Source organism: Microbispora sp. KK1-11 (genome assembly GCF_006874435.1).
Lineage (GTDB): Bacteria > Actinomycetota > Actinomycetes > Streptosporangiales > Streptosporangiaceae > Microbispora > Microbispora catharanthi.
In genome coordinates this window covers 275,932-298,886 of the sequence record NZ_VIRJ01000001.1, presented here as the reverse complement: position 1 = coordinate 298,886, position 22,955 = coordinate 275,932, and the positions used below count along the sequence as shown (strand labels likewise).

General features: G+C 72.3%; 19 protein-coding genes and 1 riboswitch. Of the genes, 6 read left to right on the top strand and 13 right to left on the bottom strand.

Translation table 11 applies throughout. The annotated features are described in order from the left end of the window. Positions 1–40: 40 nt before the first annotated feature. Genes ribH through ribD form a run of 5 tightly spaced genes read right to left on the bottom strand, consistent with a single transcriptional unit; the run spans position 41 to position 4,153 of the window. Positions 41–511, bottom strand: coding sequence for a 6,7-dimethyl-8-ribityllumazine synthase (ribH, locus tag FLW16_RS01410; protein ID WP_142556745.1), 471 nt, complete (start codon positions 509–511; stop codon positions 41–43). Then, entirely contained in the window at positions 508–1,767 is a 1,260-nt protein-coding gene (locus FLW16_RS01405; RefSeq protein ID WP_142556743.1) for a bifunctional 3,4-dihydroxy-2-butanone-4-phosphate synthase/GTP cyclohydrolase II, read from the bottom strand. Before FLW16_RS01405 ends, ribH begins: the two co-directional genes overlap by 4 nt. Continuing rightward, complete coding sequence (locus FLW16_RS01400) at positions 1,764–2,399, bottom strand: nicotinamide mononucleotide transporter family protein (RefSeq protein WP_142556741.1); 636 nt, start codon at positions 2,397–2,399, stop codon at positions 1,764–1,766. The genes FLW16_RS01405 and FLW16_RS01400 overlap by 4 nt, the downstream gene beginning before the upstream one ends. Next, the gene (locus FLW16_RS01395) at positions 2,396–3,004 is read right to left on the bottom strand and encodes a riboflavin synthase (protein ID WP_142556739.1); all 609 of its coding nucleotides are present in this window, start codon (positions 3,002–3,004) and stop codon (positions 2,396–2,398) included. Before FLW16_RS01395 ends, FLW16_RS01400 begins: the two co-directional genes overlap by 4 nt. Next, a complete protein-coding gene (gene ribD / locus FLW16_RS01390) occupies positions 3,005–4,153 on the bottom strand; it encodes a bifunctional diaminohydroxyphosphoribosylaminopyrimidine deaminase/5-amino-6-(5-phosphoribosylamino)uracil reductase RibD (RefSeq protein ID WP_142557299.1) in 1,149 nt (382 codons plus the stop codon). A gap of 156 nt (positions 4,154–4,309) precedes the next feature. Beyond that, positions 4,310–4,457, bottom strand: a riboswitch (FMN riboswitch). Between the two features lie 339 nt (positions 4,458–4,796). Between ribD and FLW16_RS01385 the strand changes: the two genes are divergently transcribed. From FLW16_RS01385 to FLW16_RS01365, 5 genes are all read left to right on the top strand, one after another. Continuing rightward, positions 4,797–5,816 carry an ABC transporter permease gene (locus FLW16_RS01385; protein WP_142556737.1) on the top strand — a complete coding sequence of 340 codons (1,020 nt, stop codon included), beginning with the start codon at positions 4,797–4,799 and terminating at the stop codon, positions 5,814–5,816. A gap of 32 nt (positions 5,817–5,848) precedes the next feature. Beyond that, positions 5,849–7,642, top strand: coding sequence for an ABC transporter substrate-binding protein (locus FLW16_RS01380; protein ID WP_142556735.1), 1,794 nt, complete (start codon positions 5,849–5,851; stop codon positions 7,640–7,642). Positions 7,643–7,720: 78 nt separating this feature from the next. Further along, the gene (locus tag FLW16_RS01375; RefSeq protein WP_142556732.1) at positions 7,721–8,701 is read left to right on the top strand and encodes an ABC transporter permease; all 981 of its coding nucleotides are present in this window, start codon (positions 7,721–7,723) and stop codon (positions 8,699–8,701) included. 57 nt (positions 8,702–8,758) lie between these two features. Next, positions 8,759–9,823 (top strand): ABC transporter ATP-binding protein, encoded by a 1,065-nt coding sequence (locus FLW16_RS01370; RefSeq protein ID WP_142556730.1) that lies wholly within the window; start codon positions 8,759–8,761, stop codon positions 9,821–9,823. After that, positions 9,820–10,851: an ABC transporter ATP-binding protein gene (locus FLW16_RS01365; RefSeq protein ID WP_142556728.1), complete on the top strand. Its 1,032-nt coding sequence runs from the start codon at positions 9,820–9,822 to the stop codon at positions 10,849–10,851. The genes FLW16_RS01370 and FLW16_RS01365 overlap by 4 nt, the downstream gene beginning before the upstream one ends. Positions 10,852–10,980: 129 nt before the next feature. On the opposite strand, the gene rpe is transcribed toward FLW16_RS01365, so the two are convergent. Continuing rightward, positions 10,981–11,652 (bottom strand): ribulose-phosphate 3-epimerase, encoded by a 672-nt coding sequence (gene rpe, locus FLW16_RS01360; RefSeq protein ID WP_142556726.1) that lies wholly within the window; start codon positions 11,650–11,652, stop codon positions 10,981–10,983. 89 nt (positions 11,653–11,741) lie between these two features. Further along, positions 11,742–13,046 (bottom strand): MFS transporter, encoded by a 1,305-nt coding sequence (locus tag FLW16_RS01355; RefSeq protein ID WP_142556724.1) that lies wholly within the window; start codon positions 13,044–13,046, stop codon positions 11,742–11,744. Between the two features lie 54 nt (positions 13,047–13,100). Between FLW16_RS01355 and FLW16_RS01350 the strand changes: the two genes are divergently transcribed. Beyond that, positions 13,101–13,973, top strand: coding sequence for a winged helix-turn-helix transcriptional regulator (locus tag FLW16_RS01350; protein WP_142556722.1), 873 nt, complete (start codon positions 13,101–13,103; stop codon positions 13,971–13,973). 30 nt (positions 13,974–14,003) lie between these two features. Here the strand turns inward: FLW16_RS01350 and FLW16_RS01345 are convergent, their stop codons facing one another. The 6 genes from FLW16_RS01345 to FLW16_RS44340 all read right to left on the bottom strand — a co-directional run bounded on the left by FLW16_RS01345 (position 14,004) and on the right by FLW16_RS44340 (position 22,873). Next, positions 14,004–15,485 carry an RsmB/NOP family class I SAM-dependent RNA methyltransferase gene (locus tag FLW16_RS01345; protein ID WP_142556720.1) on the bottom strand — a complete coding sequence of 494 codons (1,482 nt, stop codon included), beginning with the start codon at positions 15,483–15,485 and terminating at the stop codon, positions 14,004–14,006. Between the two features lie 239 nt (positions 15,486–15,724). Next, positions 15,725–16,654 carry a methionyl-tRNA formyltransferase gene (gene fmt / locus FLW16_RS01340; RefSeq protein WP_142556718.1) on the bottom strand — a complete coding sequence of 310 codons (930 nt, stop codon included), beginning with the start codon at positions 16,652–16,654 and terminating at the stop codon, positions 15,725–15,727. Continuing rightward, positions 16,654–17,202, bottom strand: coding sequence for a peptide deformylase (gene def / locus FLW16_RS01335; RefSeq protein WP_142556716.1), 549 nt, complete (start codon positions 17,200–17,202; stop codon positions 16,654–16,656). Before def ends, fmt begins: the two co-directional genes overlap by 1 nt. 46 nt (positions 17,203–17,248) lie before the next feature. Further along, complete coding sequence (locus FLW16_RS01330) at positions 17,249–18,490, bottom strand: hypothetical protein (protein WP_142556714.1); 1,242 nt, start codon at positions 18,488–18,490, stop codon at positions 17,249–17,251. 23 nt (positions 18,491–18,513) lie between these two features. Beyond that, positions 18,514–20,196 carry a hypothetical protein gene (locus FLW16_RS01325; protein ID WP_142556712.1) on the bottom strand — a complete coding sequence of 561 codons (1,683 nt, stop codon included), beginning with the start codon at positions 20,194–20,196 and terminating at the stop codon, positions 18,514–18,516. A gap of 40 nt (positions 20,197–20,236) precedes the next feature. After that, positions 20,237–22,873: a primosomal protein N' gene (locus FLW16_RS44340; protein WP_221890836.1), complete on the bottom strand. Its 2,637-nt coding sequence runs from the start codon at positions 22,871–22,873 to the stop codon at positions 20,237–20,239. Between the last annotated feature and the right edge of the window lie 82 nt (positions 22,874–22,955).

The following is a 22,955-nucleotide window of genomic DNA, read 5'->3' as shown; positions in this document are numbered from 1 at the left end:
CTGCGGATGCGACGGCTGCGACTACGAGGATCGGGCGATGTCAGCCGGCGATGCCGCGCAGGAGGAGCGCGGTCTCCAGGGCGGCGATCGTCGCCTCGTACCCCTTGTCCTCCTTGCTGCCCGGCACGCCGGACCGCTCGACCGCTTGATCAAGGGTGTCACAGGTCAGCACCCCGTTGCCCACCGGGGTCGACTCGTCGAGCGAGACCCTGGTCAGACCCGCGGTCACCGAGTCGCAGACGTAGTCGAAATGGGCCGTCTCCCCCCGGATCACCACGCCGAGCGCGACGACGGCGTCGCAGCGCCGGGCCAGGGCCTGCGCGACCACCGGGATCTCCAGCGACCCGGCCACGCGGGCCGTGACCACGGCCGCGCCGCTGTCCCGCGCGGCCCGCTCCGCCCGCGCCAGCAACTGGTCAGTGATCTTCTCGTGCCACCGGGCGGCGACGATGCCGACGGTCAGCCCGCCCGCGTCCACCACCGCCGCGTCCGGCCGTCCCTCGCCGCTCATACGCCCTCCTTGCCGAAGTGCTCGCCGTGGATGTCCCGGGGGACGCCGCCTGAGATCTCGTGGCCGAGCCGGTCGCGCTTGGCGGTCAGATACCTCTCGTTGTACGGGTTCATCGCCACCGGCATGGCCTCGCGGCCCAGGACCTTGATGCCGTACCCGTCCATGCCCCGCACCTTGGCCGGGTTGTTGGTCAGCAGCCGCACCGACTTCACGCCGAGGTCGGCGAGCATCTGCCCGGCGTTGGAGAACTCCCTGGCGTCCACCGGCAGCCCCAGCTCCAGGTTGGCGTCGACGGTGTCGCTGCCGTTGTCCTGCAGGCTGTAGGCCCGCAGCTTGGCCAGCAGGCCGATGCCCCTCCCCTCGTGGCCGCGCAGGTACACGATCACGCCGCGCCCGTCCTCCGCGATCATGCGCATCGCGGTGTCGAGCTGCACGCCGCAGTCGCAGCGCAGCGAGCCGAGCACGTCACCGGTGAGGCATTCCGAATGCGCCCGGACGAGCACGTTCTCGCCGTCGTCGATGTCGCCGTACACCAGCGCGAGGTGCTCGCCGCCGTCGAGCGCGCTGGCGTAGCCGTACGCGCGCCAGACGCCGTAGCGGTTGGGGATGCGCGTCTCGGCTACCCGGGTGACCATCCGCTCGGACCTGCGGCGGTGCTCGATGAGCTGCTCGATCGACACCAGCGCGAGGTCGTGCTCGTCGGCGAACTCGCGCAGGCGGGGCAGGCGCGCCATCGTGCCGTCGTCGTTGACGATCTCGGCGAGCGCGCCGGCCGGCGTCAGCCCGGCGAGCCTGGCGAGGTCCACCGACGCCTCGGTGTGCCCCGGCCGCACCAGCACGCCGCCCTCGCGGTAACGCAGCGGGAAGATGTGCCCCGGCCGCACCAGCTCGTACGGCTCGGTGGCCGAGTCGCACAGCGTCCTGATCGTCTTGGCCCGGTCGGCGGCGGAGATGCCCGTCGTCACCCCGTCCCTGGCGTCCACGCTGATCGTGTACGCGGTGCGCAGGCGCTCGCGGTTGTCCTGCACCATCAGCGGCAGGCCGAGCCGGTCGAGCGTGGCGCCCTCCATGCCGACGCAGATGACGCCGCTCGTGTAGCGGATCATGAAGGCGACCAGCTCGGGCGTGGCCTTCGACGCCGCGAAGATGAGGTCGCCCTCGTTCTCCCGGTTCTCGTTGTCCACCACCACGACGGGCCTGCCGTCCCTGATGTCGCTGACGGCCCGCTCGATCGGGTCCAGCCTGATCTCAGTCATGCGGTCACCGCCCGCAACTCGCGCGACTGGCGCAGCCAGCCGCGGAACCCGATCAACACCATGACGAAGAACAACCCGTAGACGAGGCCGGAGACCACGAGCCCGGAGTTGAACGCCAGCGGCACCCCGACGAGGTCCACCGCGATCCAGATGATCCAGAAGTCGACCAGGGCCCTGCCCTGCGCCCAGGTGGCGATCGCGCTGCCGACGAAGATGTACGCGTCGGGCCACGGCGCCCAGGAGATGTTCCAGCCCCGGGAGTTGAGGAAGACGAACAGCAGCGCGACCGCGACCGTCCCGGCGACCATGACGCTCACGAGCGCCACGCGCTCCCGGAGGCGCGCCGAGCGGATCGGCAGTTCCGCGCCGCCTCGCGTGCCGCGCGACCACTTCACCCAGCCGTAGACCGCCAGGACGCCGAACAGCGCCTGCTTGAGCGCGTTGCCGGTGATGTGCGCGCTGACCGACGCCACGAACAGCAGCACCGAGCCGACGAGCTGCACCGGCCAGGTCCAGATCGTCTTCCTGATCGCGAGCCAGACCGTGCCGAGCGCGCACACGTTGCCCACCAGGTCGGTCCACAGCACGGGCTTGCCGAACGCGTAGAAGGCCGCCGCGTCGGTCCAACTCATGCCGAGACCCCCTTGACGGTCGCCGCGGTGAGCTTCTCGACGTACTTGGCGATCACGTCGACCTCGAGGTTGACCGGCTCGCCCGGCTGCTTGCGGCCGAGCGTGGTGAGTTCGAGCGTGGTGGGGATCAGGCTGACGGAGAAGGAGTCGTCCGTCACGCCGGCCACGGTGAGGCTGACGCCGTCCACCGCGATCGAGCCCTTCTCCACGACATACCGGGCGAGGTTCGCGGGCAGCGAGAGCCACACGACCTCCCAGTGCTCCCCGGGCTCGCGCGACAGCACCTCCCCTGTCCCGTCGACGTGACCCTGCACGATGTGCCCGCCGAGCCGCTGGTCGGCCCGTACGGCGCGCTCCAGGTTGACCCGTGAGCCGGGGCGCAGGGCCCCGAGCGAGGACCGGTCGAGGGTCTCCTTCATCACGTCGGCGGTGAAGGAGTCCCCCTCGGCGTCGGCCACCGTGAGGCAGACGCCGTTGACGGCGATCGAGTCGCCGTGCCCGGCGTCGGCGGTGACGACCGCGCCGCGCACCGTGAGGCGCGCGGAGTCGCCCCGCGGCTCGAGTGCCACGACCTCGCCGAGCTCCTCGACGATTCCGGTGAACATTCAGCTCTCCTTAGGGGACTGCGGGCCAGGGGATTTGGGAGGCACAGGGGACTTCGGAGGCACAGGGGATTTGGGAGGCACGGGGGACTTCGGACGCAGGACCAGCTTGAGGTCCGGTCCGACGGGGGTGACTTCGGCGAACTCCAGCCGGTGGATCTCGGTGATCGTCGAGACGCCCGCGGGGCCGAGCGCGGCCGCCCCCGCTCCCAGCAGCGCCGGGGCGAGGTAGCCGACGACCCGGTCGACCAGGCCCTCGCGGAGGAAGGCGCCGGCGAGGGCGGGCCCGCCTTCGATCAGCACGCTCACGACCTGCCTGTCGTGCAGCTCGGCCAGGAGGGCGTGCAGGTCGATCCCGCCGGGGACGCGCGGGAGCCGTACGGCGTGGGGGGACAGGTGGCCGGGGACGGCCGCGTCCTCGGCCACGGCGACCAGCGTCGGGGCCTCGCCGTCCAGGACACGGGCGGCGGCCGGGGTGCGGGCGCCGGAATCCACGACCACGCGCAGCACGGGCGCCGCGCGCGGGGGGGCGGGGACGCCGGCGGCGAGCCGGACGGTCAGCCGGGGGTCGTCGGCGAGCACGGTGCCGATGCCGGCGACGACCGCGTCGCTCTCGGCCCGCAGGCGGTGCACGTCGGCCCTGGCCTCGGGCGAGGTGATCCATTGGCTGGTGCCGTCCTCGGCCGCCGAGCGGCCGTCCACGGTGGCGGCGAACTTCCAGGTCACGTACGGCCTGCCGGCCCGCACGTAGGTCAGCCAGGCGGCGTTGACCTCCTCGGCCTCGGCGGTCAGCACGCCCTCGTCCACCACGACGCCGTGCCGCCGCAGGACGGCGGCGCCGCCCGCGGCCTTGGGGTTGGGATCGGAGACGGCGACGACGACCCGGGCCACGCCCGCCTCCAGGAGGGCGGCGGAGCAGGGGCCGGTCCTGCCGGTGTGGTTGCACGGCTCCAGCGTCACGTAGGCCGTGCCGCCCCTGGCCCGTTCGCCGGCCTCGCGCAGCGCCACGACCTCGGCGTGCGGGCCGCCGGCGTAGGCGTGGAAGCCCTCTCCCGCGACCTCGCCCGACGCGTCGAGGATCACACAGCCGACGACGGGATTGGGGCTGGTGCCGCCCAGGCCCCGGGCGGCGAGCGCGATCGCGCGCCGCATGTGAAGGATGTCCCCTGAGGTCACCCCGGTCTTCCTCTCGCCGTTGTCTACGGCGGGCCCCGGGGATCGTTCGGGATGCGGCCTCGCATCACCTGCACGGACGGCGTCGCTGCCGGCACGGCCACACGGCCGTCCGGCGGCACCACGGCCGCCCGTTCGCGCGCTTCCTCCCATCCGGACTTTCACCGTCGGTCCTGGAATCTCACCAGGTCCACCGGCCGATGGCTTCGGCCGGGTCGCGGACTGTCACCCCTGACAGGGTGTCACCGCCGGTTCGGAATTACACCGACCCCGGAGCACGCTGCTCTGCTACCCGTCAGTGTAGCCGTGCCCGGCTCGTTGCCCTAGGGCGGGATTGCGGTGATCTGTAGCACACGGTTACCGGATGCGGTTGGTCTCAGCCATGTTCGGGTTGTGTCACAAAGTTGTGACACAAAAGCATTTGTGTAATAAGTAGTGTTCCGCGCCACGTATACCGAGGTCAATGCGGCCGCAGGACACAAGGTGATTTACTTTGCACAACGAAGCAAGCAAGTGGCGAACTGGCCGCCTCAAGTGATTGACCCCCGCAAAATTAGTTGCCAGGGTTCCCTATAGTCGGATCTCTTCCGATCATTAATGGTCCATCCGGGAGCACCGCACCATGACGTTCCCCTCCTCGACCGCGACCGACGCCGCCGCGGAGTCCGCGGACACCGCGGGCACGGCCGGTTCCGGTTCCGCCGTCGTCGGCCGCTCGCCCGGCCAGCTCATGTGGCGCCGCTTCCGGCGCGACAAGACGGGCGTGGTCTCGGCGATCATCGTGCTCGCGTTCTTCCTGATCGCGCTTCTGGCTCCCGTGATCGCGGCGCTGTACGGCAAGGACCCGTACACGACCTACGGCCAGAACCAGCCCGGCCTGCTCAACGAGTTCGGCTATCCCATCGCGCCCAACGGCGGCGTGAGCGGCGACTTCTGGTTCGGGCTGGAGCCCGGCCTGGGCCGCGACGTGTTCACGCAGCTCGTGTACGGCATCCGCACCTCGCTGAGCATCGCGGTCATCGTGACCGTCGTGTCCACGATCATCGGCATCGTGATGGGCATCACCTCGGGCTACATCGGCGGCAAGACCGACTACGTGATCGGGCGGGTCATCGACACGCTGCTCGCCTTCCCCTCGCAGCTCTTCCTGATCGTCTTCCTGCCGGTCGTCGAGGCGGCGTTCGTGCTGCCCGAGGAGGAGACGCCGGTCTGGCTGCGATACGTGTCCATCTGCGTCGTCCTCACCGTCCTCGGCTGGGCCACGATCGCCCGGCTGCTGCGTGCCCAGGTGCTGTCGCTGCGGGCTCGTGAGTTCGTGGAGGCCGCCCGCGTCACCGGTGCGTCGCCGGCGCGGGTGATCTTCAAGGAACTGCTGCCCAATCTCTGGACGCCGATCATCATCCAGGCCACGCTCGCGCTCCCGCTGTACGTCGGCGCCGAGGCGGGCCTGGGCTTCCTCGGCGTCGGCATGACCGAGCCCACCCCCGACTGGGGCCGGATGTTCCAGGTGGGCGCGAACGTCTACCACTCCGACGTGACCTACCTCCTGTTCCCGGGCGTGTCGATGCTGATCTTCGTCGTCGCCTTCAACCTGCTCGGGGATTCCATCCGCGACGCCTTCGACCCCAAGACAAAGCGCTGACCACGCGCGCTCTCCCCCATAGGAAGGACCACATGAGATCCCACAGCAGGCGGATCGCCTCGATGACGGCCGTGCTCGCGGCGGGCGCGCTGGCCCTGGCCGGCTGCGCCAAGGGCGGAGGGGGCGGAGCGCCCCAGAGCGCGGGGGGCGCCTCCCAGAAGCCGCTGGAGAACAAGGCCGTCAGCGCCATCTCGGTCGGGACCGCGGCCGACTCCACCGGCCCCGCCCCCGAGGTGCCGGGCGCCAAGTCCGGCGGCACGGTCTACATGATCGACCGTGACGACTTCAGCCACCTCGACCCGGGCCGGGTCTACCTGAACTACAACTCCTCGGTCTCGGCGCTGTTCACCCGCCAGCTCACCAACTACAAGAAGGACGAGTCGGGCAACATCAAGCTCGTCGGCGACCTGGCCACCGACACCGGCACCACCACCGACGTCGGCAAGACGTGGAAGTTCACGCTCAAGGACGGCCTGAAGTGGCAGGACGGCACGCCGATCACCTCCGGTGACATCAAGTACAGCTTCGAGCGCCTGTTCGCCGACTTCATCACCGAGGGCCCGGACTACGCCGAGACCTGGCTGGTGCCGGACCCGAAGAAGCCGTTCCGCGACCAGTACAAGGGCCCCTACGACGGCAAGGAGCTCGACTCGATCGAGACTCCGGACGACAAGACGGTGATCTTCCATCTCAACGGGGAGCACCCGGACTTCAACTTCACCGTGGCCATGACCGGCTACGGCGCCGTGCCCAAGGCGCAGGACACGAAGCAGAAGTACGACAAGCAGCCGTTCTCCTCGGGTCCCTACAAGATCGTGAGCCACATCACGGACAAGTCGCTGGACCTGGAGCGCAACGAGAACTGGGATCCGAAGACCGACCCCGTCCGGCACGCGTACCCGGACAAGTTCCACATGGAGTTCGGCCTCCAGTCCCAGCAGACCACCGAGCGCTTCATGGCCGACACCGGCAACGACAAGCAGGCGTTCACCTTCCACAACCCGGTCGCCCCCGAGCGGGTCCAGGAGGTGCTGGGCAACGCCGAGCTGATGAAGCGGTCGCTGCAGGGCCTGACGCCGTTCACGACCTTCTACAACATCAACACCAAGCGGGTCACCGACGTCAACGTCCGCAAGGCCATCATCACGGCCTGGCCGGCGAAGCAGATCCAGCAGATCGGCGGCGGCGAGATCAACACCGGCAAGATCGCCACGACCGTGATGAGCCCGACCGTCCTCGGCTACGAGGCGTTCGACCTGTACAACAAGCTGAGCAAGCCCGAGGGCGACCCTGAGGCGGCCAAGGCGCTGCTCGCCAAGTCGGGCACCCCGAACCCGACGGTGGTCTACGCCTACAACCAGACGCCGACCCAGGAGAAGGTGACCATCGCCATCAAGGAGGCGCTCACCAAGGCCGGCTTCAAGGTCGTGGCCAAGCCGCTGAACGCGGGCACCTACTACGACGCCATCGGCCCGGTGGACAACAAGTACGACATCTACTGGGGTGGCTGGGCCGCCGACTGGCCGACCGGATCGACCGCGATCCAGCCGCAGTACGACGGCCGCCTGATCTCGGACAACGCGCCGAACTACACGCACCTCAACGTGCCGGAGATCAACGACGCCATCGACAAGGCCAACGCGATCACCGACGCCGCCGAGGCCGGTAAGGCGTGGGCCGCGATCGACCGTCAGATCATGGACCAGGGCGCGATCGTGCCGGAGTACTACCAGACGTACTTCGGCCTGTACGGCTCGGGCCTCGGCGGGGTCAAGTTCGACCCCGTCACGGGCGAGCAGTCCGCGCTCGACATCTACGTCAAGTAGCAGCATCCCGGGTCCGCCGCCCCTCCACGGGGCGGCGGGCCCCCGGCCCGTCCCGCCCGCAGGAGCAAGTGCGAGACCATGACCAGCTATCTGGTACGCCGCGTCACCGGCGCCCTCGTGATCCTGGTGATCATCAGCGCGATCACGTTCTACCTCTTCTACGCCGTCCCGCGTGACCCCGCCCGGGCGTTCTGCGGCAAGATCTGCCAGCCCGAGACGCTGGCGCTGATCCGGCACAACCTGGGCATGGACGAGCCGCTGTTCGTGCAGTACTGGCACTGGCTGGTCGGCATCTTCGCGGGCCGGGAGTTCGTCCAGTTCGGCTCCTGCCCGGCGCCCTGCCTCGGCTACTCCTTCGCCACCCAGGAGCCCGTCTTCAGCGCCATCGTCGACCGTTTCCCGGTGACGCTGTCGCTCACCCTCGGCGCCTCGGTGGTCATCCTGGCGTTCGGCATCCTCACCGGCATGATCGCGGCGTGGAAGGTCGGGCAGCCGCTCGACAAGATCGCCAGCTCCTCGTCGGTCATCGGGGCCTCGCTCCAGATCTACTTCGTCGGGCCGCTGCTGGCGTTCTACCTCGTGGACACCCTGCAGCTGATCCCGCGCCCGTCCTACGTGCCGATCACCGAGAACCCGCTGGACTGGTTCACCCACCTGATGCTGCCGTGGGTGGTGCTGTCGATCATCTTCACCGCCAACTACACCCGCATGACCCGCTCGCAGATGGTCGAGCAGCTCGCCGAGGACTACGTCCGCACGGCGCGCGCCAAGGGCATGTCGAGCCGGGCGGTGTTCTTCCGCTTCGCCTGGCGCGGCGCGATGATCCCCATCATCACGATCTTCGGTGTCGACCTCGCCACGCTCCTGGGCGGCGCGATCATCACCGAGCAGACGTTCAGCCTCCACGGCATCGGCGAGCTGGCCGTACGGGCGGTGCAGAACACCGACCTGCCGATGCTGCTCGGCGTGACCATCGTGGGCGCGGCGGCGATCGTCCTGCTGAACATCGTCGTGGACGTGCTCTACGCGTTCATCGACCCGCGGGTCCGCCTGAGCTGAGCCGCGCCCTATGAAGTCGAACGCCCAACCAAGTCGAACCGGGAACTGGAGCAGCAAGTGACCACCGTGTCGTGGAGCGGCGAGCCGGGGACCTCGCGCGGCCCCGGGCCGTTCCTGTCCGTCCGCGACCTGAGCGTCGAGTTCAGCACCGAAGACGGCATCGTGCACGCCGTCGACGGCCTGTCCTTCGATCTGGAGAAGGGCACCACGCTCGGCATCGTCGGCGAGTCCGGATCGGGCAAGTCGGTGACCAACCTCGCCATCCTCGGCCTGCACGACCCCGCCCACACGAAGATCGGCGGGGAGATCTGGCTGGAGGACCAGGAGCTGATCTCGGCGAGCCGCGGCACGATGGAGAAGCTCCGCGGCAACCGCGTCGCCATGATCTTCCAGGACCCGCTCACCGCGCTGTCGCCGTTCCACACGATCGGCCGGCAGATCGGCGAGGTCTACCGCAAGCACAAGGGCGCGAGCAAGAAGGAGGCCCGCGACCGGGCCGTCGAGATGCTCCGCCGTGTGGGCATCCCCCAGCCGGAGACGCGGGTGGACCACTACCCGCACGAGTTCTCCGGCGGCATGCGGCAGCGCGCGATGATCGCGATGGCGCTGGTGTGCGACCCCGACCTGCTCATCGCCGACGAGCCGACGACCGCGCTCGACGTGACCGTGCAGGCACAGATCCTCGACCTGCTCAAGGAGCTTCAGCAACAGTTCGGCACCGCGATCATCCTGATCACCCACGACCTCGGCGTCGTGGCCGGCACCGCCGACAACGTCCTGGTCATGTACGCCGGGCGGGCGGCCGAGCGCGGCACCGTACGCGAGGTGCTGCGCGAGCCGCGCCACCCCTACACCTGGGGCCTGCTGTCGTCGATGCCGCGCCTGAACTCGTCCGTGGACGTCCCGCTGAGGCCGGTGCGCGGCACTCCCCCGAGCCTGCTCAACCCGCCGTCCGGCTGCCCGTTCCACCCGCGCTGCGACTACCCGGAGCTCGCCGGGCCGGAGCTGTGCTTCAAGCAGCGGCCGTCGATCTCCCCGGAGACCGGGCACGGCGACGCCTGCTACCTCACCCTCGGGCAGAAGAGGGAACTCCGCACCGCGAAGACCGAGGACCGCGCATGAACGAGACGCTGCTGGAGCTCAAGGGGCTGGTCAAGCACTTCCCTGTGCGGGGCGGCACGCTGATCAAGCGTCAGGTCGGGGCCGTCCACGCGGTGGACGGCATGGACCTCACGGTCGGCGCGGGCGAGACCGTCGGCCTGGTGGGCGAGTCGGGCTGCGGCAAGTCCACCACCGGCCGCCTTGCGGCCCGCCTGCTCGAACCCACCTCGGGCAAGATCCTCTACCGGGGAAAGGACATCAGCCACAGCTCGCGCAAGCAGCTCAAGCCGATCCGCCCCGAGATCCAGATGATCTTCCAGGACCCCTACAGCTCGCTCAACCCGCGCCAGACCGTGGGCACGATCATCCGCGGGCCGATGGAGGTCAACGACATCAACCCGTCCGGCGGGCGCAAGAAGCGGGTCCAGGAGCTGCTGGAGATCGTCGGCCTCAACCCCGAGCACTACAACCGCTTCCCGCACGAGTTCTCCGGCGGCCAGCGGCAGCGCATCGGGGTCGCCCGGGCCCTGGCGCTCAATCCCACGCTCATCATCGCCGACGAGCCGGTGTCGGCGCTGGACGTCTCCATCCAGGCCCAGGTGGTCAACCTGCTGCAGGAACTGCAGCGTGACCTCGGCATCGCGTTCCTGTTCATCGCGCACGACCTCGCCGTCGTACGGCACTTCTCCCAGCGCGTCGCCGTGATGTACCTCGGCAAGATCGTCGAGATCGGCGACCGCCAGTCGATCTACGAGCGGCCCCGGCATCCGTACACGCACGCCCTGCTGTCGGCCGTGCCCGAGCCGGACGTGTCGAGCGAGCCGCGCGAGCGCATCCGCCTGGCCGGCGACGTGCCCTCGCCGATCAACCCGCCGTCCGGGTGCCGGTTCCGCACGCGCTGCTGGAAGGCCCAGGACAAGTGCGCCACTGAGGTGCCGCCCCTGGTCAGGCTCAGCGGCAACCGCGAGGGTCACCTGACCGCCTGCCACTTCCCCGAGGCGCCCACCACGCAGGGCGAGGACGTGGTCCTCGACCCCGCTCTCGCCTGACGCGAGCCACCGGATTCGCGGCCCCGGCGAGTGAACCCGCCGGCCGGGCACTCGCCTCGCCAGGCCGTGCCGTACGGCACGGCCTGACGGACCGATGAGGAGACCGCTTCCCGAGCAGGGGGCGTCCGCTCAGGCGGGCGGGGTGGCCCGCTCGGCGAGGCTCCGGAGTTCCTCGACGGCGCGGGCGGGGTCGTCGGCGCCGTAGACGGCGTTGCCCGCCACGAAGACGTCGGCCCCGGCCTCGGCGCAGCGTTCGATCGTCTCCACGGAGACGCCGCCGTCGACCTGGAGCCACACCTCGCCGCCGTGCTTGTCGATCAGCGCCCGCGCCCGCGACAGCTTCGGCAGCACGATGTCGAGGAAGCGCTGCCCGCCGAAGCCCGGCTCGACGGTCATGACGAGCAGCATGTCGATCTCGGGCAGCAGGTCCTCGTACCCTTCCACGGCGGTCGCCGGGTTGAGTGCCAGACCGGCCCTCGCCCCGGCGGCGCGGATCGCCCGCAGCGTACGCACGGCGGCCTTGGCCGCCTCCGCGTGGATGGTGACGCTGGCGGCTCCCGCCTCCGCGTAGTCCGGCGCCCACCGGTCCGGGTCCTGGACCATGAGGTGGCAGTCGACCGGCGTCGAGGTGGTCTTCAGCAGTGACTCGACGACCGGAAGGCCGAGCGTCAGGTTCGGCACGAAGTGGTAGTCCATCACGTCGACGTGGAGCCAGTCGGCGACGTTCTCCACCCGTGCCGCCTCGTCGGCGAGGCGGGCGAAGTCTGCGGACAGGATGCTGGGCGAGATCTGAACGGCCATAGTGCCTGCAGTCTATTTCGCCCGGGCGTCCGTCCCACCCCTCCCCCGGGGGCCGCCCGTCGGCGGGCGGAAGTTCGCGTACCCGGGCTTCACGGGGTGGACGTGTCCGCCTGGACTTCAGGGGCGAGCCGCCGACGCGGCAGCGAGCCGGTGGATTCGTCGCTCTGCTGATGGTCGGTGAGGTCGCGCAGGTGCCGGATCGACGAGGCCAGCAGGACCAGGGGTATGCAGGCGGCCGCGACGACGAAGATCATCAGGGTGACCCGGCCGCCGAGCACGCCGGCGATCAGTCCGGCGATCAACCCGCCGATCGGGATCGCACCCCAGGAGACGAAGCGGACCGTGGCCATCACCCGAGGCAGCAGGTCGGGCGGGCTGGCGATCTGCCGGTACGTGCGGGTCACCACACTGAGCATCACGACGCCGGCGGCGAATACCACGTTGCCGGCGGCGAAGGCGGCGAAGCCCTGCCAGCCGGTGCCGAGGGGAACGACGAGCGCCCCGGCGACCGCGACGAAGCCGGCGACGATCAGAGTGCGGGCGGTGCCGAGCCTGGCCGTGACCTGGTTCGTCAAAGCCGCGCCGATCAGCGTGCCGACGCCGTCCGCCGCCAGCAGCAGGCCGACGAGGCCGGGTGCGGCGTGCAGCTCGCGTACGAGGTACAACGCGTAGAGCGCGTGCTGTGCCCCGCAGACCGTGTTGGCCGCGGTGGCGGCCCACATGCACGGACCCATGGCCGGGTGGCGCACGACGAAACGCCAGCCTTCGCGGATCATCGCGCGCACCGGTGGCCAGCGGTCGGGGGCCTCCGCGCGGCGTTCCGGCAGGGTCCGCAGCAGCAGGGCTGAGACAAGGTAGCCGGCCGCGTCGACGAGGAGGGTGGGCACCGCCCCGAGCACCTGGACGATGAGGCCGCCGACCGACGGCCCACCGAGCTGAGTGGTGGCGTGGGTGCCGGACGTGAGGCTGTTACGGGACTGCAACTGCTCCCTGCTCACAATCGACGGCAGGAAGGTCGAGTTGGCGACGTCGAAGACGACGGTCGCGAAGCTCGTGACGAGGGCCACGATCACCAGCTGGGCGATCGTCAGCCGGTCCAGCCACCAGGCCAGCGGGATGGAGATGACCGACGCCGCGCGGGCCAGGTCGGCGCCGACCTGCACCCGTCGCATGGGGAGTCGCTGCACCACCACCCCGGCGGGCAGGCCTATCACGATCCAGGCGACGTAACCGGCGGCGGCGATCATGCCCATCTCGAGCGCGGAGGCGTCGAGCACCGTCAAGGCCGTCAGAGGCAGCGCCACTGCGCCTACCGCCGAGCCGACCGCGCTCGTCGTGCCGGCCGTCCACCACCGCCAGAAGACGCCCGCCCCACCTCCACTGTCGATTCCCATCCCGGCGCCTCTCCTCAAGTAAGTTCCATAATGGAACGCACTATACTGGAGTGCGTGAAGCGCGCCGATCTGCCCCACTCCGACTGCGGTATCGCTCAGGCGCTCGGAGTGATCGGCGACTGGTGGACGTTCCTGATCGTGCGGGACGTCGCGGGCGGCATCACCCGCTTCGACGGCCTTCAGCGTGAGCTCGGCGTCAGCCGTCGAGCTCTGGCCGAACGCCTGGCCGGCCTTGTCGAACACGGGGTGCTCGAGAGGCGGCCCTATTCCGATCGCCCGCCGCGCTACGACTACGTGCTGACCACGAAGGGTGAAGGCCTGCTGCCGGCGCTCATCGCCCTGCAGGATTGGGGCGTCAGGCATGTGATGGGCGATGGGGCGCTGACCGCGACCAGCGAGGACGGGTCCGCCGAGAGCCGTCGCGTGCACGAGCTGGTCAACCGGAAGATGCCGGATGTCCTGCTGGAACGACACGACGGCGAGCCGGTCACGCCCAATGCGGCGGGCGTCTGGACCGTGCTCTTCTTCTTCCCCGGCGCCTTCGCCCCGGGCACCCAGGGCTACCCGCCCGGTTGGGCCGACATCCCGGGGACGAAGGGGTGCACTCTGGAGGCTCTCACCTACGCGTCACGGGGTGCCGACTTCGAGGCGGCGGGTGCCACGATCCGAGGCGTGAGCACCCAGCGCCCCGACCAGCTGGCCGCCTTCGTCACGCACGCGAGGTTGTCCTACCCCCTCCTGTCCGACCAGGACAGCAGGCTCGCCGCCGGGCTGCTGCTGCCGACCTTCCGAACGGCCGGCGTCGACCGCTTCAAGCGCCTCACCCTGTTGGTCGACCCCGACGCGGTCATCCGGGCGGTGCAGTTTCCGATCAGCGATCCGGCCGGTTCAGTGGATGAGATTCTCGCCCTCGTCCGCGGTCGATGACAACGATCCGAGCTTCTGCCCCTGCACCTGTCAGGCGCGGCGCAGCAGCGCCAGGAACATCGCGTCCGTGCCGTGCCGGTGCGGCCAGAACTGCGCGTACGGGCCGTCGCCGAGGCCGGGCACCTCGGGCAGGAACGCGCGGGCGTCCAGCACCTCGACCCGGTCGCGCACGTCCTCCACCACCGCCCGGGTCTCGGCCAGGTGCGGTGAGCAGGTCACGTACGCCACGACGCCGCCCGGCCGGACGGCCTCCAGCGCCGAGTCGAGCAGCCGCCGCTGCAGCGCGGTGAGCTCGGGAATGCTCCGGGGGTCGCGCCGCCACCGGGCCTCCGGCCGCCTGCGCAGGGCGCCGAGCCCGGTGCAGGGGGCGTCGAGCATGACCCGGTCGAACGCGCCGGGCCGCCAGGCGGGCCGCGTGCCGTCGGCCGTGATCACCTTCGCCTCACGGGTGGTGCCCCACACCAGCCGGGCGCGGTGATACTGCACGTCGGCGCCGAGCAGCCGGGCGTCCCGCTGCGCCGCCACCGCGTCGAGCAGCCCGGCCTTCCCCCCGGGGCCGGCGCACATGTCCAGCCACGTGGAGTCCCGGTCGAGCGGCACGCGGGTCAGCGCGAGCGCGACGAGCTGGCTGGCCTCGTCCTGCACCGCGGCCCGCGCCTCCCCCACCGCGGGGATGGCGCCCGGGTCGCCCTCGGGCAGGTAGACCGCGTACGGCGAGTAGGCGGCCCGCTCGCCCCCGGCCGCGACCAGCTCCTCCACCGTGGCCCGCCCCGGCCGCGCCACCAGCGCCACGCGGGGCCGCTCGTTGTCGGCCTCCAGCAGCGCGGCCGCCTCGTCCACGTCCCCGCCCACCGCGTCGCGCAGGGCGGTGACGATCCAGCGCGGGTGGCTGTAGGTGACCGCCAGGTTGCCGACCGGGTCCTGCGCGCGCGGCGGGGCGACGATCTCCAGCCACTCCTCCAGCGTGCGGCCCGCGACCTTGCGCAGCACGGCGTTGGCGTAGCGGGACGGGCCCGGCCCGACGCGCAGCCGTACGAGGTCGATGGTGGCGCTGACCGCCGCGTGGGGCGGGATCCGCGTGCGCAGAAGCTGATGGACGCCGAGACGCACCGCGTCGAGCAGCGGCGGGTCCACCTCCTCCGGCGGCCGGTCGCTGCACGCGGCGATGACCTCGTCGTAGGTCCCGAGGCCGCGCAGCGTGCCGTACGCCAGCTCGGTGGCGAGGGCCGCGTCGCGTCCCGCGATGCGGCGCTGCCGCAGCAGGGTCGGCATGAGCAGGTTGGCGTAGGCGTCGCGCTCGTCGACGGCCCGCATCAGGTCGTAGGCGGCGTTGCGCGCCTCGTCGCGGGGCGGGCGCCCGCGGCCCTGCCTCGGCTGCCCGGCCTTGGCCGCGTGCGCGGCCTGCCCGCCGTGTCCCGGGCGGACCTGTCCTGAGCCGCCACCCTTGCCGCCGCCCTGGCCGCTCCCCTGGCCGCGCCGCCCGCCGCCGCCCTGACCTCTGCCCTGCTTCACGGTGTCACCCTCGACCCTGCCACCCTCGGCCACGCCATCTTCGACGCTGCCATCTTCGACGCTGCCGCCCACGGCCCTTCGGCCCTCGGCTGCCGCCTACGCCCCTGTCGCTCGCTGATCCGCCGCCTTGGCTCCGCCGCTCACCGAGACGGCTCCGGCTCGGCGGCCCACTCTCCGCTCCCCACCATGCCGTCCGCCCGGCACGGTGCCGGGGCCGGGATCCCGGCGGGCAGGGCCCTTCAGACCAGGGTCTCACCGTCCGCGAACCGGACGCCGCGGCCCCATTCGGCCGCACTCATCTGCCGCTTGCCCTGCGGCTGCACCTCGCCGAGCTCCACGGGGTGGGTGCCGGTCCCGACGAGGACGGCCTTCCGCGTGGCCGCGATCTCTCCCGGGGCGAGCTTGTCCGCGTCGGGCGCGAGCCGTACCGGGCCGATCTTGACCCGCTGGCCGCGGAACTCGGCCCACGCGCCAGGAGCCGGAGTGCAGGCCCGCACCAGCCGGTCCACCCTCATCGCGGGCGCGGCCCAGTCGATCCTGGCGTCCTCGACCGTGATCTTCGGGGCCAGGCTGACGCCGTCCGCGGGCTGCGTACGGGCCTCCAGGGTGCCGTCCTCGACGCCGTTGAGCGTGGCCAGCAGCAGGCCCGCGCCGGCCTCCGCGAGCCGGGCCAGCAGCGCGCCGCTCGTGTCGTCCGGGCGGATCCGCTCGGTGAGCACGCCGAACACCGGCCCCGCGTCCAGCTCCTTCACGATGCGGAAGGTCGAGGCGCCGGTCACGTCGTCACCGTGCAGCACCGCGTGCTGGACGGGCGCCGCGCCGCGCCAGGCTGGCAGCACGGAGAAGTGCAGGTTGATCCACCCCTGCGGGGGGATGTCGAGCGCCGCCTGCGGCAGCAGGGCGCCGTACGCGACCACGGGGCAGCAGTCGGGGCCGATCGCCCGCAGCCGGTCGAGGAACTCCGGGTCTCCGGCCTTCGCCGGTTTGAGCACCTCGATCCCCGACTCCTCCGCGAGCTGGGCCACCGGGCTGGGGTGCACCTTGCGTCCCCGCCCCGACTGCGCGTCCGGCCGGGTGACCACGGCCGCCACCTCGTGGCGGGGCGAGTCGAGCAGGGCGCGCAGCGACGGGAGCGCGGTGTCGGGCGTGCCGGCGAAGACCAGGCGCACTACAGGGCCCTTCCCTGCGTGGCGTGCGGCGAGATCTTCACCACCGGCGCCGACAGGCCGCTCCACTCGGCCTCGCGGATCGCCTTCATGGCGAGCTTGCGCTGCTTGGAGTCCAGCCGGTCGATGAACAGCACGCCGTCCAGGTGGTCGGTCTCGTGCTGGAAGCAGCGCGCCATGAGGTCGGTGCCCTCGATCGTCACCGGCTCGCCGTGCACGTTGAAGCCCTTGGCCACCGCCCTGATCGCGCGGGGCGTCGGGAAGGTCAGGCCGGGGAAGGACAGGCAGCCCTCCTCGCCCTCCTCGTCGATCTCGCCGCCGAGGTCGAGATCGGGATTGATGAGGTGCCCGAGCTGCTCGTCCACGTAGTAGGTGAACACGCGCAGACCGACGCCGATCTGCGGCGCGGCAAGGCCGGCGCCCGGCGCGTCCATCATCGTGTCGGTCAGGTCCTTGACGAGCTTGCGCAGTTCCTTGTCGAAGTCGACCACCGGCTCGGCCGGAGTGCGCAACACCGGGTCGCCGAACAGGCGGATCGGCTGAATGGCCAAGGGTTGGCTCCGTTCACGTCACGTACACGAGGAGGATCACCCCAGTCTACGGGCGTGAACGCACCTTCATCGCCGTCTTCCTGGCGGTCTTCGCGATCAGCGGATCGGGATGGTGCCTGCCGAGCATCTCCAGCACGGCGAGGGCGTCGGGGTGGTCGGCCCGGCCCATCTCGGGCACCAGCGTGAGCAGGTCCTCCCCGAGGAGGTCGAAATGGGCCACCGAGTCGACCGGGGCGCCGATGTAGAGCAGGGCGGCGAGGGTGTCCACCGCCACCCAGGCCCCGTCACCCTCGCCGAGGGCCGGCGCCTCCAGGTCCCGCACGCCCAGCCAGGCCGCCGCGTAGCGCCACATCATCGGCTCGTCCAGGGCCTCCCGTACGGCCTGCGCGGCCTCCGGGCCCAGCTCCTCGAGCACGGTCCCGGCGGTGCCGCGCTGGGCGGCGTTGCCCGACGCGGCGATCTTGATGAGCTCGCGTGCCGCGTCCTCCGGCACCCGGCGCTCCAGCCACAGCGTGGCGGCGCTGGCGGAGGCCCTGCCGGTCAGCATGGCGTCGATGAGGTCGGCGGCGCCCAGCTCGGCGAGCGCGGCCACCTCGCCGAGCGACGGCGCGTCGTGGCCCTCCCTCAGCAGGTCGCGGCGCACGGCCCACACGCCCGGCTGGGTGAGCCGGACCAGCTCCCCGGTCAGCTCGATCAGCCCGCAGTACTCCAGCAGCGCCATGGCCGCCGCCAGCTCCCCCGGCAGGGTCATCCGCAGCCGCCTCAGGTCGGCAGGCCGCGCCTCGCAGCCCACCTCGTGAGCCTGGAGGATGCCGCCGGCCAGGGCGGCGAGCGGCATGCCCTCACGCACCGAGTAGATCGTCGCGAGGATCTCGGTGAGGTGCTCGTCGACGACGGCCGACCCGGTCAGGCCCTCCTCTGTCCGGTCGAGCACGTCCATGACCACGCCGTCCCAGAACTCCATGGGGTCGGGCACGCCGGGCCCGGGGCGGGCGCCCTGCCTGGTGACCTCCACGAGACGGCCGTTGACCGCGACCACCCACAGCAGGCGCAGCCTGGCGGCCTCCAGCCCCAGCTCGGCGACGACCGCCTCGGCCTCGGCGGGGTGCGGCAGCCCCTGCTCGGTCACCTCGCACACACCCCGGGGCGACGCGGCGCAGCGGGCCCGGACCCACTCGGCGATGCGGCGGGAGTCCCGCACGAGCGGGACCTCACGCACCGCGTGGACGAGCTGCTCGTCGGGGGCGATGTCGACCGGCGGGAAGGTGAGCACGTCGCTGTCGGCCATTCCAGCAACTTACTGCACAGCAGTCACCTGATGCCCCGCGAACGAGCCTTGAAAGCCGCTTTCCGGGCGGCTTTGGCGGCCGCCTGGTCCGGCAGCGTGCTGCCGAGCAGTTCGAGAACCTCGACCACGTCGGGGTGGTCCACCCGCCACATGTCCTCGATCAGATGGGCGGGCGGCCCCGAGGCCGCGATGTTCTCCGCGAAGCCCTCCGGGTCGGCCTCGGCGGCGGGCAGCGCGAGCGCGAGCATGTCGACGCTCACCCACAGAACCTCCTCGGGGGTGAGCGCGGGCGCGTCCAGGCCGCGCGAGGACAGCCAGTGGATGGCGTGCGGGCGCAGCTCGGCGTCGTCCAGGTAGGACCGCACGACCGGCGCCGCCTCGACGCCCAGCCGGTCCACGATGGTCACGGCGACCCCGCGCACCTCCGCCGGGGCGCCGGCCACGGCGGCGAGCAGCTCCGACGCCGCCTGCTCGGCGGTGCGCCGCGACAGCCACTCGGCGATGTCCCGCTCGGCCGCCTCGTCCGCGGTGCCGTCGCCGATCAGGCCGGCGATCAGCCCGCTCGCGTCGCCCTCGGCCGGGGCGGGCGCGAGCGGCGCGTCCAGGCCCATGCCGGCGTACAGCTCCCGCAGGCCCCACAGGGCGTGCGAGGTCAGGGCCAGGCCGTCCTCGGTGCGCTGGACCGTTCCCGCGTACGCCAGAGCGGTCAGCGCCTCGTCCAGCCTGCCGACCGGCCGCCCGGCGGCCACCTCGCGCAGGTAGTCGGCGAGCGCGTCCACCGGGACGGGCGACTGCAGCCGGTAGAGCAGGTCGTGGATCTGGGACATCCCCTCGTCCACCACCGCCTCCCCGGTGAGCGGCACGGACCTCTCGACGAGGAACTCCAGCGCCGCCCGCCACAGGTCGAGCAGCTCGTCCTCACCGCGCGCGTCCAGCTCACGGAAGTCCTCCGCGACCACGACGGCCGTGCCGTCGAGCCGGGCCAGGCCCACATCGAGCGCGAGACGCCACGCCGGTTCCGGACGCTCGACGCCGAGCTCGGCCGTGCACGCCCGCGCGTCCCTGACCCGCAGCGACCGGCGCGTCGTCACCGTGCGGCCGCCTTCCACCAGCCAGGTCACCACCCGGTGGGCGTCGCGCAGCAGCGGCACCTCGCGCACGGCCAGCGCCACCTCCTCGCGCGGCGCGAGCCGTACGGGCGGCAGGGGCGCGCAGCCGGGGCAGTCGCACTCGTCGCCGTCCGCCGCGCCCTGTGCCCCCACACCCCGGGCCCTCGCGGTCTGGGCCGCGTCGAGCTCCAGGGAGTCGGGTCCGATGGCGCTGAACAGGCTCTTGGCCATGCCGAACTTGGACGTGTCGGCGAGCGCCTGCGGCATCTCCGGCTCGATGCGGTCGATGGTCTCCCGCATCCGGGTGGCCGTCTTGCTGCCGATCTCGCCCGTGTCCAGCAGGAACTCGACCAGTGTCCGCGCCGCGGCGACCGTCTCCGGCGCACTCTCCGGCGGCGCGATGACCTTGCGTGGGTAGATTTCCAGCAGGAGCTCCTCGAAGGTGCCCGGCCGGAAATCGCCCAGTTCGTTCACCTCCAGGTAGTCGCTGGCGTAGTCGCACAGCAGACGTACCTCGTCGACGTCGACCTCGACGTTCCGCTCGCGCCCCCAGGCGCGGAGGCCGTCGATGGCCCGGTTCACCCATTCGATCGACACAGAGGCACGCTAACGGCTCGCTTTGTGCGAGGCGAATCGGTCAGATGAGGTCGAGCGGATCAATGTTCACACGTACCACGTCCGGCGCCTTGCGCGCGGAGCGCACACCGGAGGCGCCCTTGAGCGCGCGGGCCAGCGCGGACCCGAGGTGGCGCGGCACCCGGACCATGGCCCGTTCCAGCCCGTCCTCCACCGGCACCGGCCCCAGCACCTGCGCCCCGGGAGGCAGCCCGGCGCCCGCCAGCGTCTCCCTGACCGCCGCGCCCGGGCCCGTCAGCGTCGCCATCCGCACGGCCGGGGGGAAGCCCAGCTCGGTCCGCTCGTCGAGCTCGCGTTCGGCGAAGGTGACCGGATCCCAGCGCAGCAGAGCCTGCACGGCGGGCACCGCGGCGTCGGCCAGGACGACCAGCTCCCCCGCCGGCCGCAGCAGGGCCGCGGCGTTCGTCCAGCGCCGCAGCGCCTCCTCGGCCGCGCGCAGGTCGGGGCGGCCCAGCAGCGCCCATCCGTCGAGCAGCACGGCGGCCGCGTAGCCGCCGTGCGGCACCGGCTCGGCCCCGGGCGTCGCCACGACCAGCGCGGGGGCGCCGCTCACCGTCGCGAGCACGCCGTCGCGCCCGCTGGTGCGCACGGCCACAGAAGGAAAGGCCCGGCCCAGCTCCTCGGCGGTGCGCCGCGCGCCCACGATGACGGCCCGCACGCCGGTCCCGCCGCAGGACGGGCAGCGCCAGTCGCCCGCGATCCGTCCGCACCAGCGGCAGTAGGGCACGGCGTGCCCGCCGCGCAGCGCCAGCGGGCCCGAGCACACCGGTCCGGTGGCCCTGGGTTCCGCGAGCACGGGTTCCGCGAGCGACCGCGTCCTGCCGCCGCCGGGCACCGCGTCTCCCGAGGCGGCCCCTGCCGCCGGGGCCGGGCGCACCGGCGGCAGGCCGGAGCAGCGGGCGGGGGCGCGGCAGTGGCGGCACGCCAGCGCGGGCAGGTAGCCCCTGCGCGGCACCTGGACGAGCACAGGACCGTGCTCCAGCCCCTCCCGCAGCGCCCGCCAGGCGAGGCTGGGCAGGCGGGCCGCCCTGGCCGCCTGGTCGCGGGCCAGCTCCGCGTCGTCGCCCGCCGGGCGCACCCGGGGCGCCCGGGCCCTGACCGCCGCCCGGTCGGGGACGAGCGGGGCCGCCCAGCCCGTCTCGGCGAGGGCCGTGGCCTCGGCGGTGCGGGCGTAGCCGCCGACGAGCAGGCCCGCACCGGCCTGGTGCGCCCGCAGGCCGAGGACCTCCCGCGTGTGCGGGTAGGGCGCGTGGCGCTCGGCGTGCAGGTCGTCGCCGTCGTCCCAGACGACCGCGAGCCCGAGGCGGGCCACCGGCGCGTACGCCGCGGGGCGGTTGCCCACCACGATCCCGATCTCGCCGCGCAACGCCTTGAGCCAGCGCCGGTAACGCTCCGCGGGCCCGAGGTCCGCCGTGATCGCCACGTGCGGCGTCTCCCCCAGGGCCGCGGTCACCAGCGCCACGTCCTTGCCGTCGGGCACCACCACGACGACGCTCCGGCCGCCGTCCAGCGTCGCCCGCGCGGCGGCCGCGATGGCGTGCGGCCACGACGGCCCGCCGGCGTCCGTGCCGGGCAGGGCCGTCCATACGGCGCGCGGCGCCCTGCCCTCGGCCAGCGCCTCAAGGAAGGAGGCACCCGCCGGGTAGGCACTCCAGGCGTCGCCGTAGGCCCGCGCCGCCCGCTGCCCCGCCGCCTCCTGTGGCACGGCCTCCCCTGGCGTCACCTCCCCGTGGATCGCCGCCCCGTGCCCCGTGACCCCGTGCCCCGTGACCCCGTGCCCCGTGACCCCGTGCCCCGTGACCCCGTGCCCCGTGACCCCGTGCCCCGTGACCCCGTGCCCCGTGACCCCGTGCGCGGTGCCCGCGGGTGCCGTGTCCTGGTGGGTCGTGACCGCGTCCGCCGCGTCTCCGTGGGCCGCATCCTGCTCTGTGCGCCCCGCATCCTGCTCTGTGGGCCCCGCTCCCTCGATGGGGCTGGGCTGGGGGCCGCCGGTGTCCGCCGTCGCGCGTACGGGCTCAGGGGCGGGCGGGGGAACGTCCTCGTCCGCCGCGCCGGCGCCGGGGGAAGCCGCCCGGCGCGCGGGGGTTCTCGCCTCGGCCTCGACCCGGGCGTGCCGCGGCGGAACGGCCAGGCGCAGGACGTCCGACATGGTCCCGGCGTACCGGTCGGCCACGGCGCGGGCCAGCCGCGCGATGTCGGGAGTGAGGACGGGCTCCGGGGAGATCACCCGTTCCAGGAAGGACAGCCGGCCCTCGTGCTCGCTCTCGGAGAGCCGTTCGAGCAGGTAGCCGTCGGCGAGCTGCCCGGCGAAGCGGACGCGCACCCGGCAGCCGGGCACCGCCTCGGCGTCCATCGTGGTGGGGACGAGGTAGTCGAAGGGCCGGTCGAGGTGCGGCAGCGGCGTGTCCACGACGACCCTGGCGACGGGGAGGTTCGGCGCCGCCTCGCGCGCGCCCTTGGACGCGCCCGCCCGCCCTGCGCTTCCGCCCGCCCGCGCAGCCGTCCCCCGCGTCCGCTCTGTGCTCCCCCGCGTCCGCTCTGTGCCCCCCCGCGTCCGCTCGGTGGCCCGCTGCGGGGCGGCCGGGGGCGCCGGAAGGAGCGCCTCCTGAGGATGCGGGGCGCGGGTCGGCTCGGTCACGTCTCCGTCCTACCAGACCCGGCGAGCCGCAATCGCACGTACGCCCGCCGCCTGTGGACGTCCGGCTGTCCGCCGGGCACGC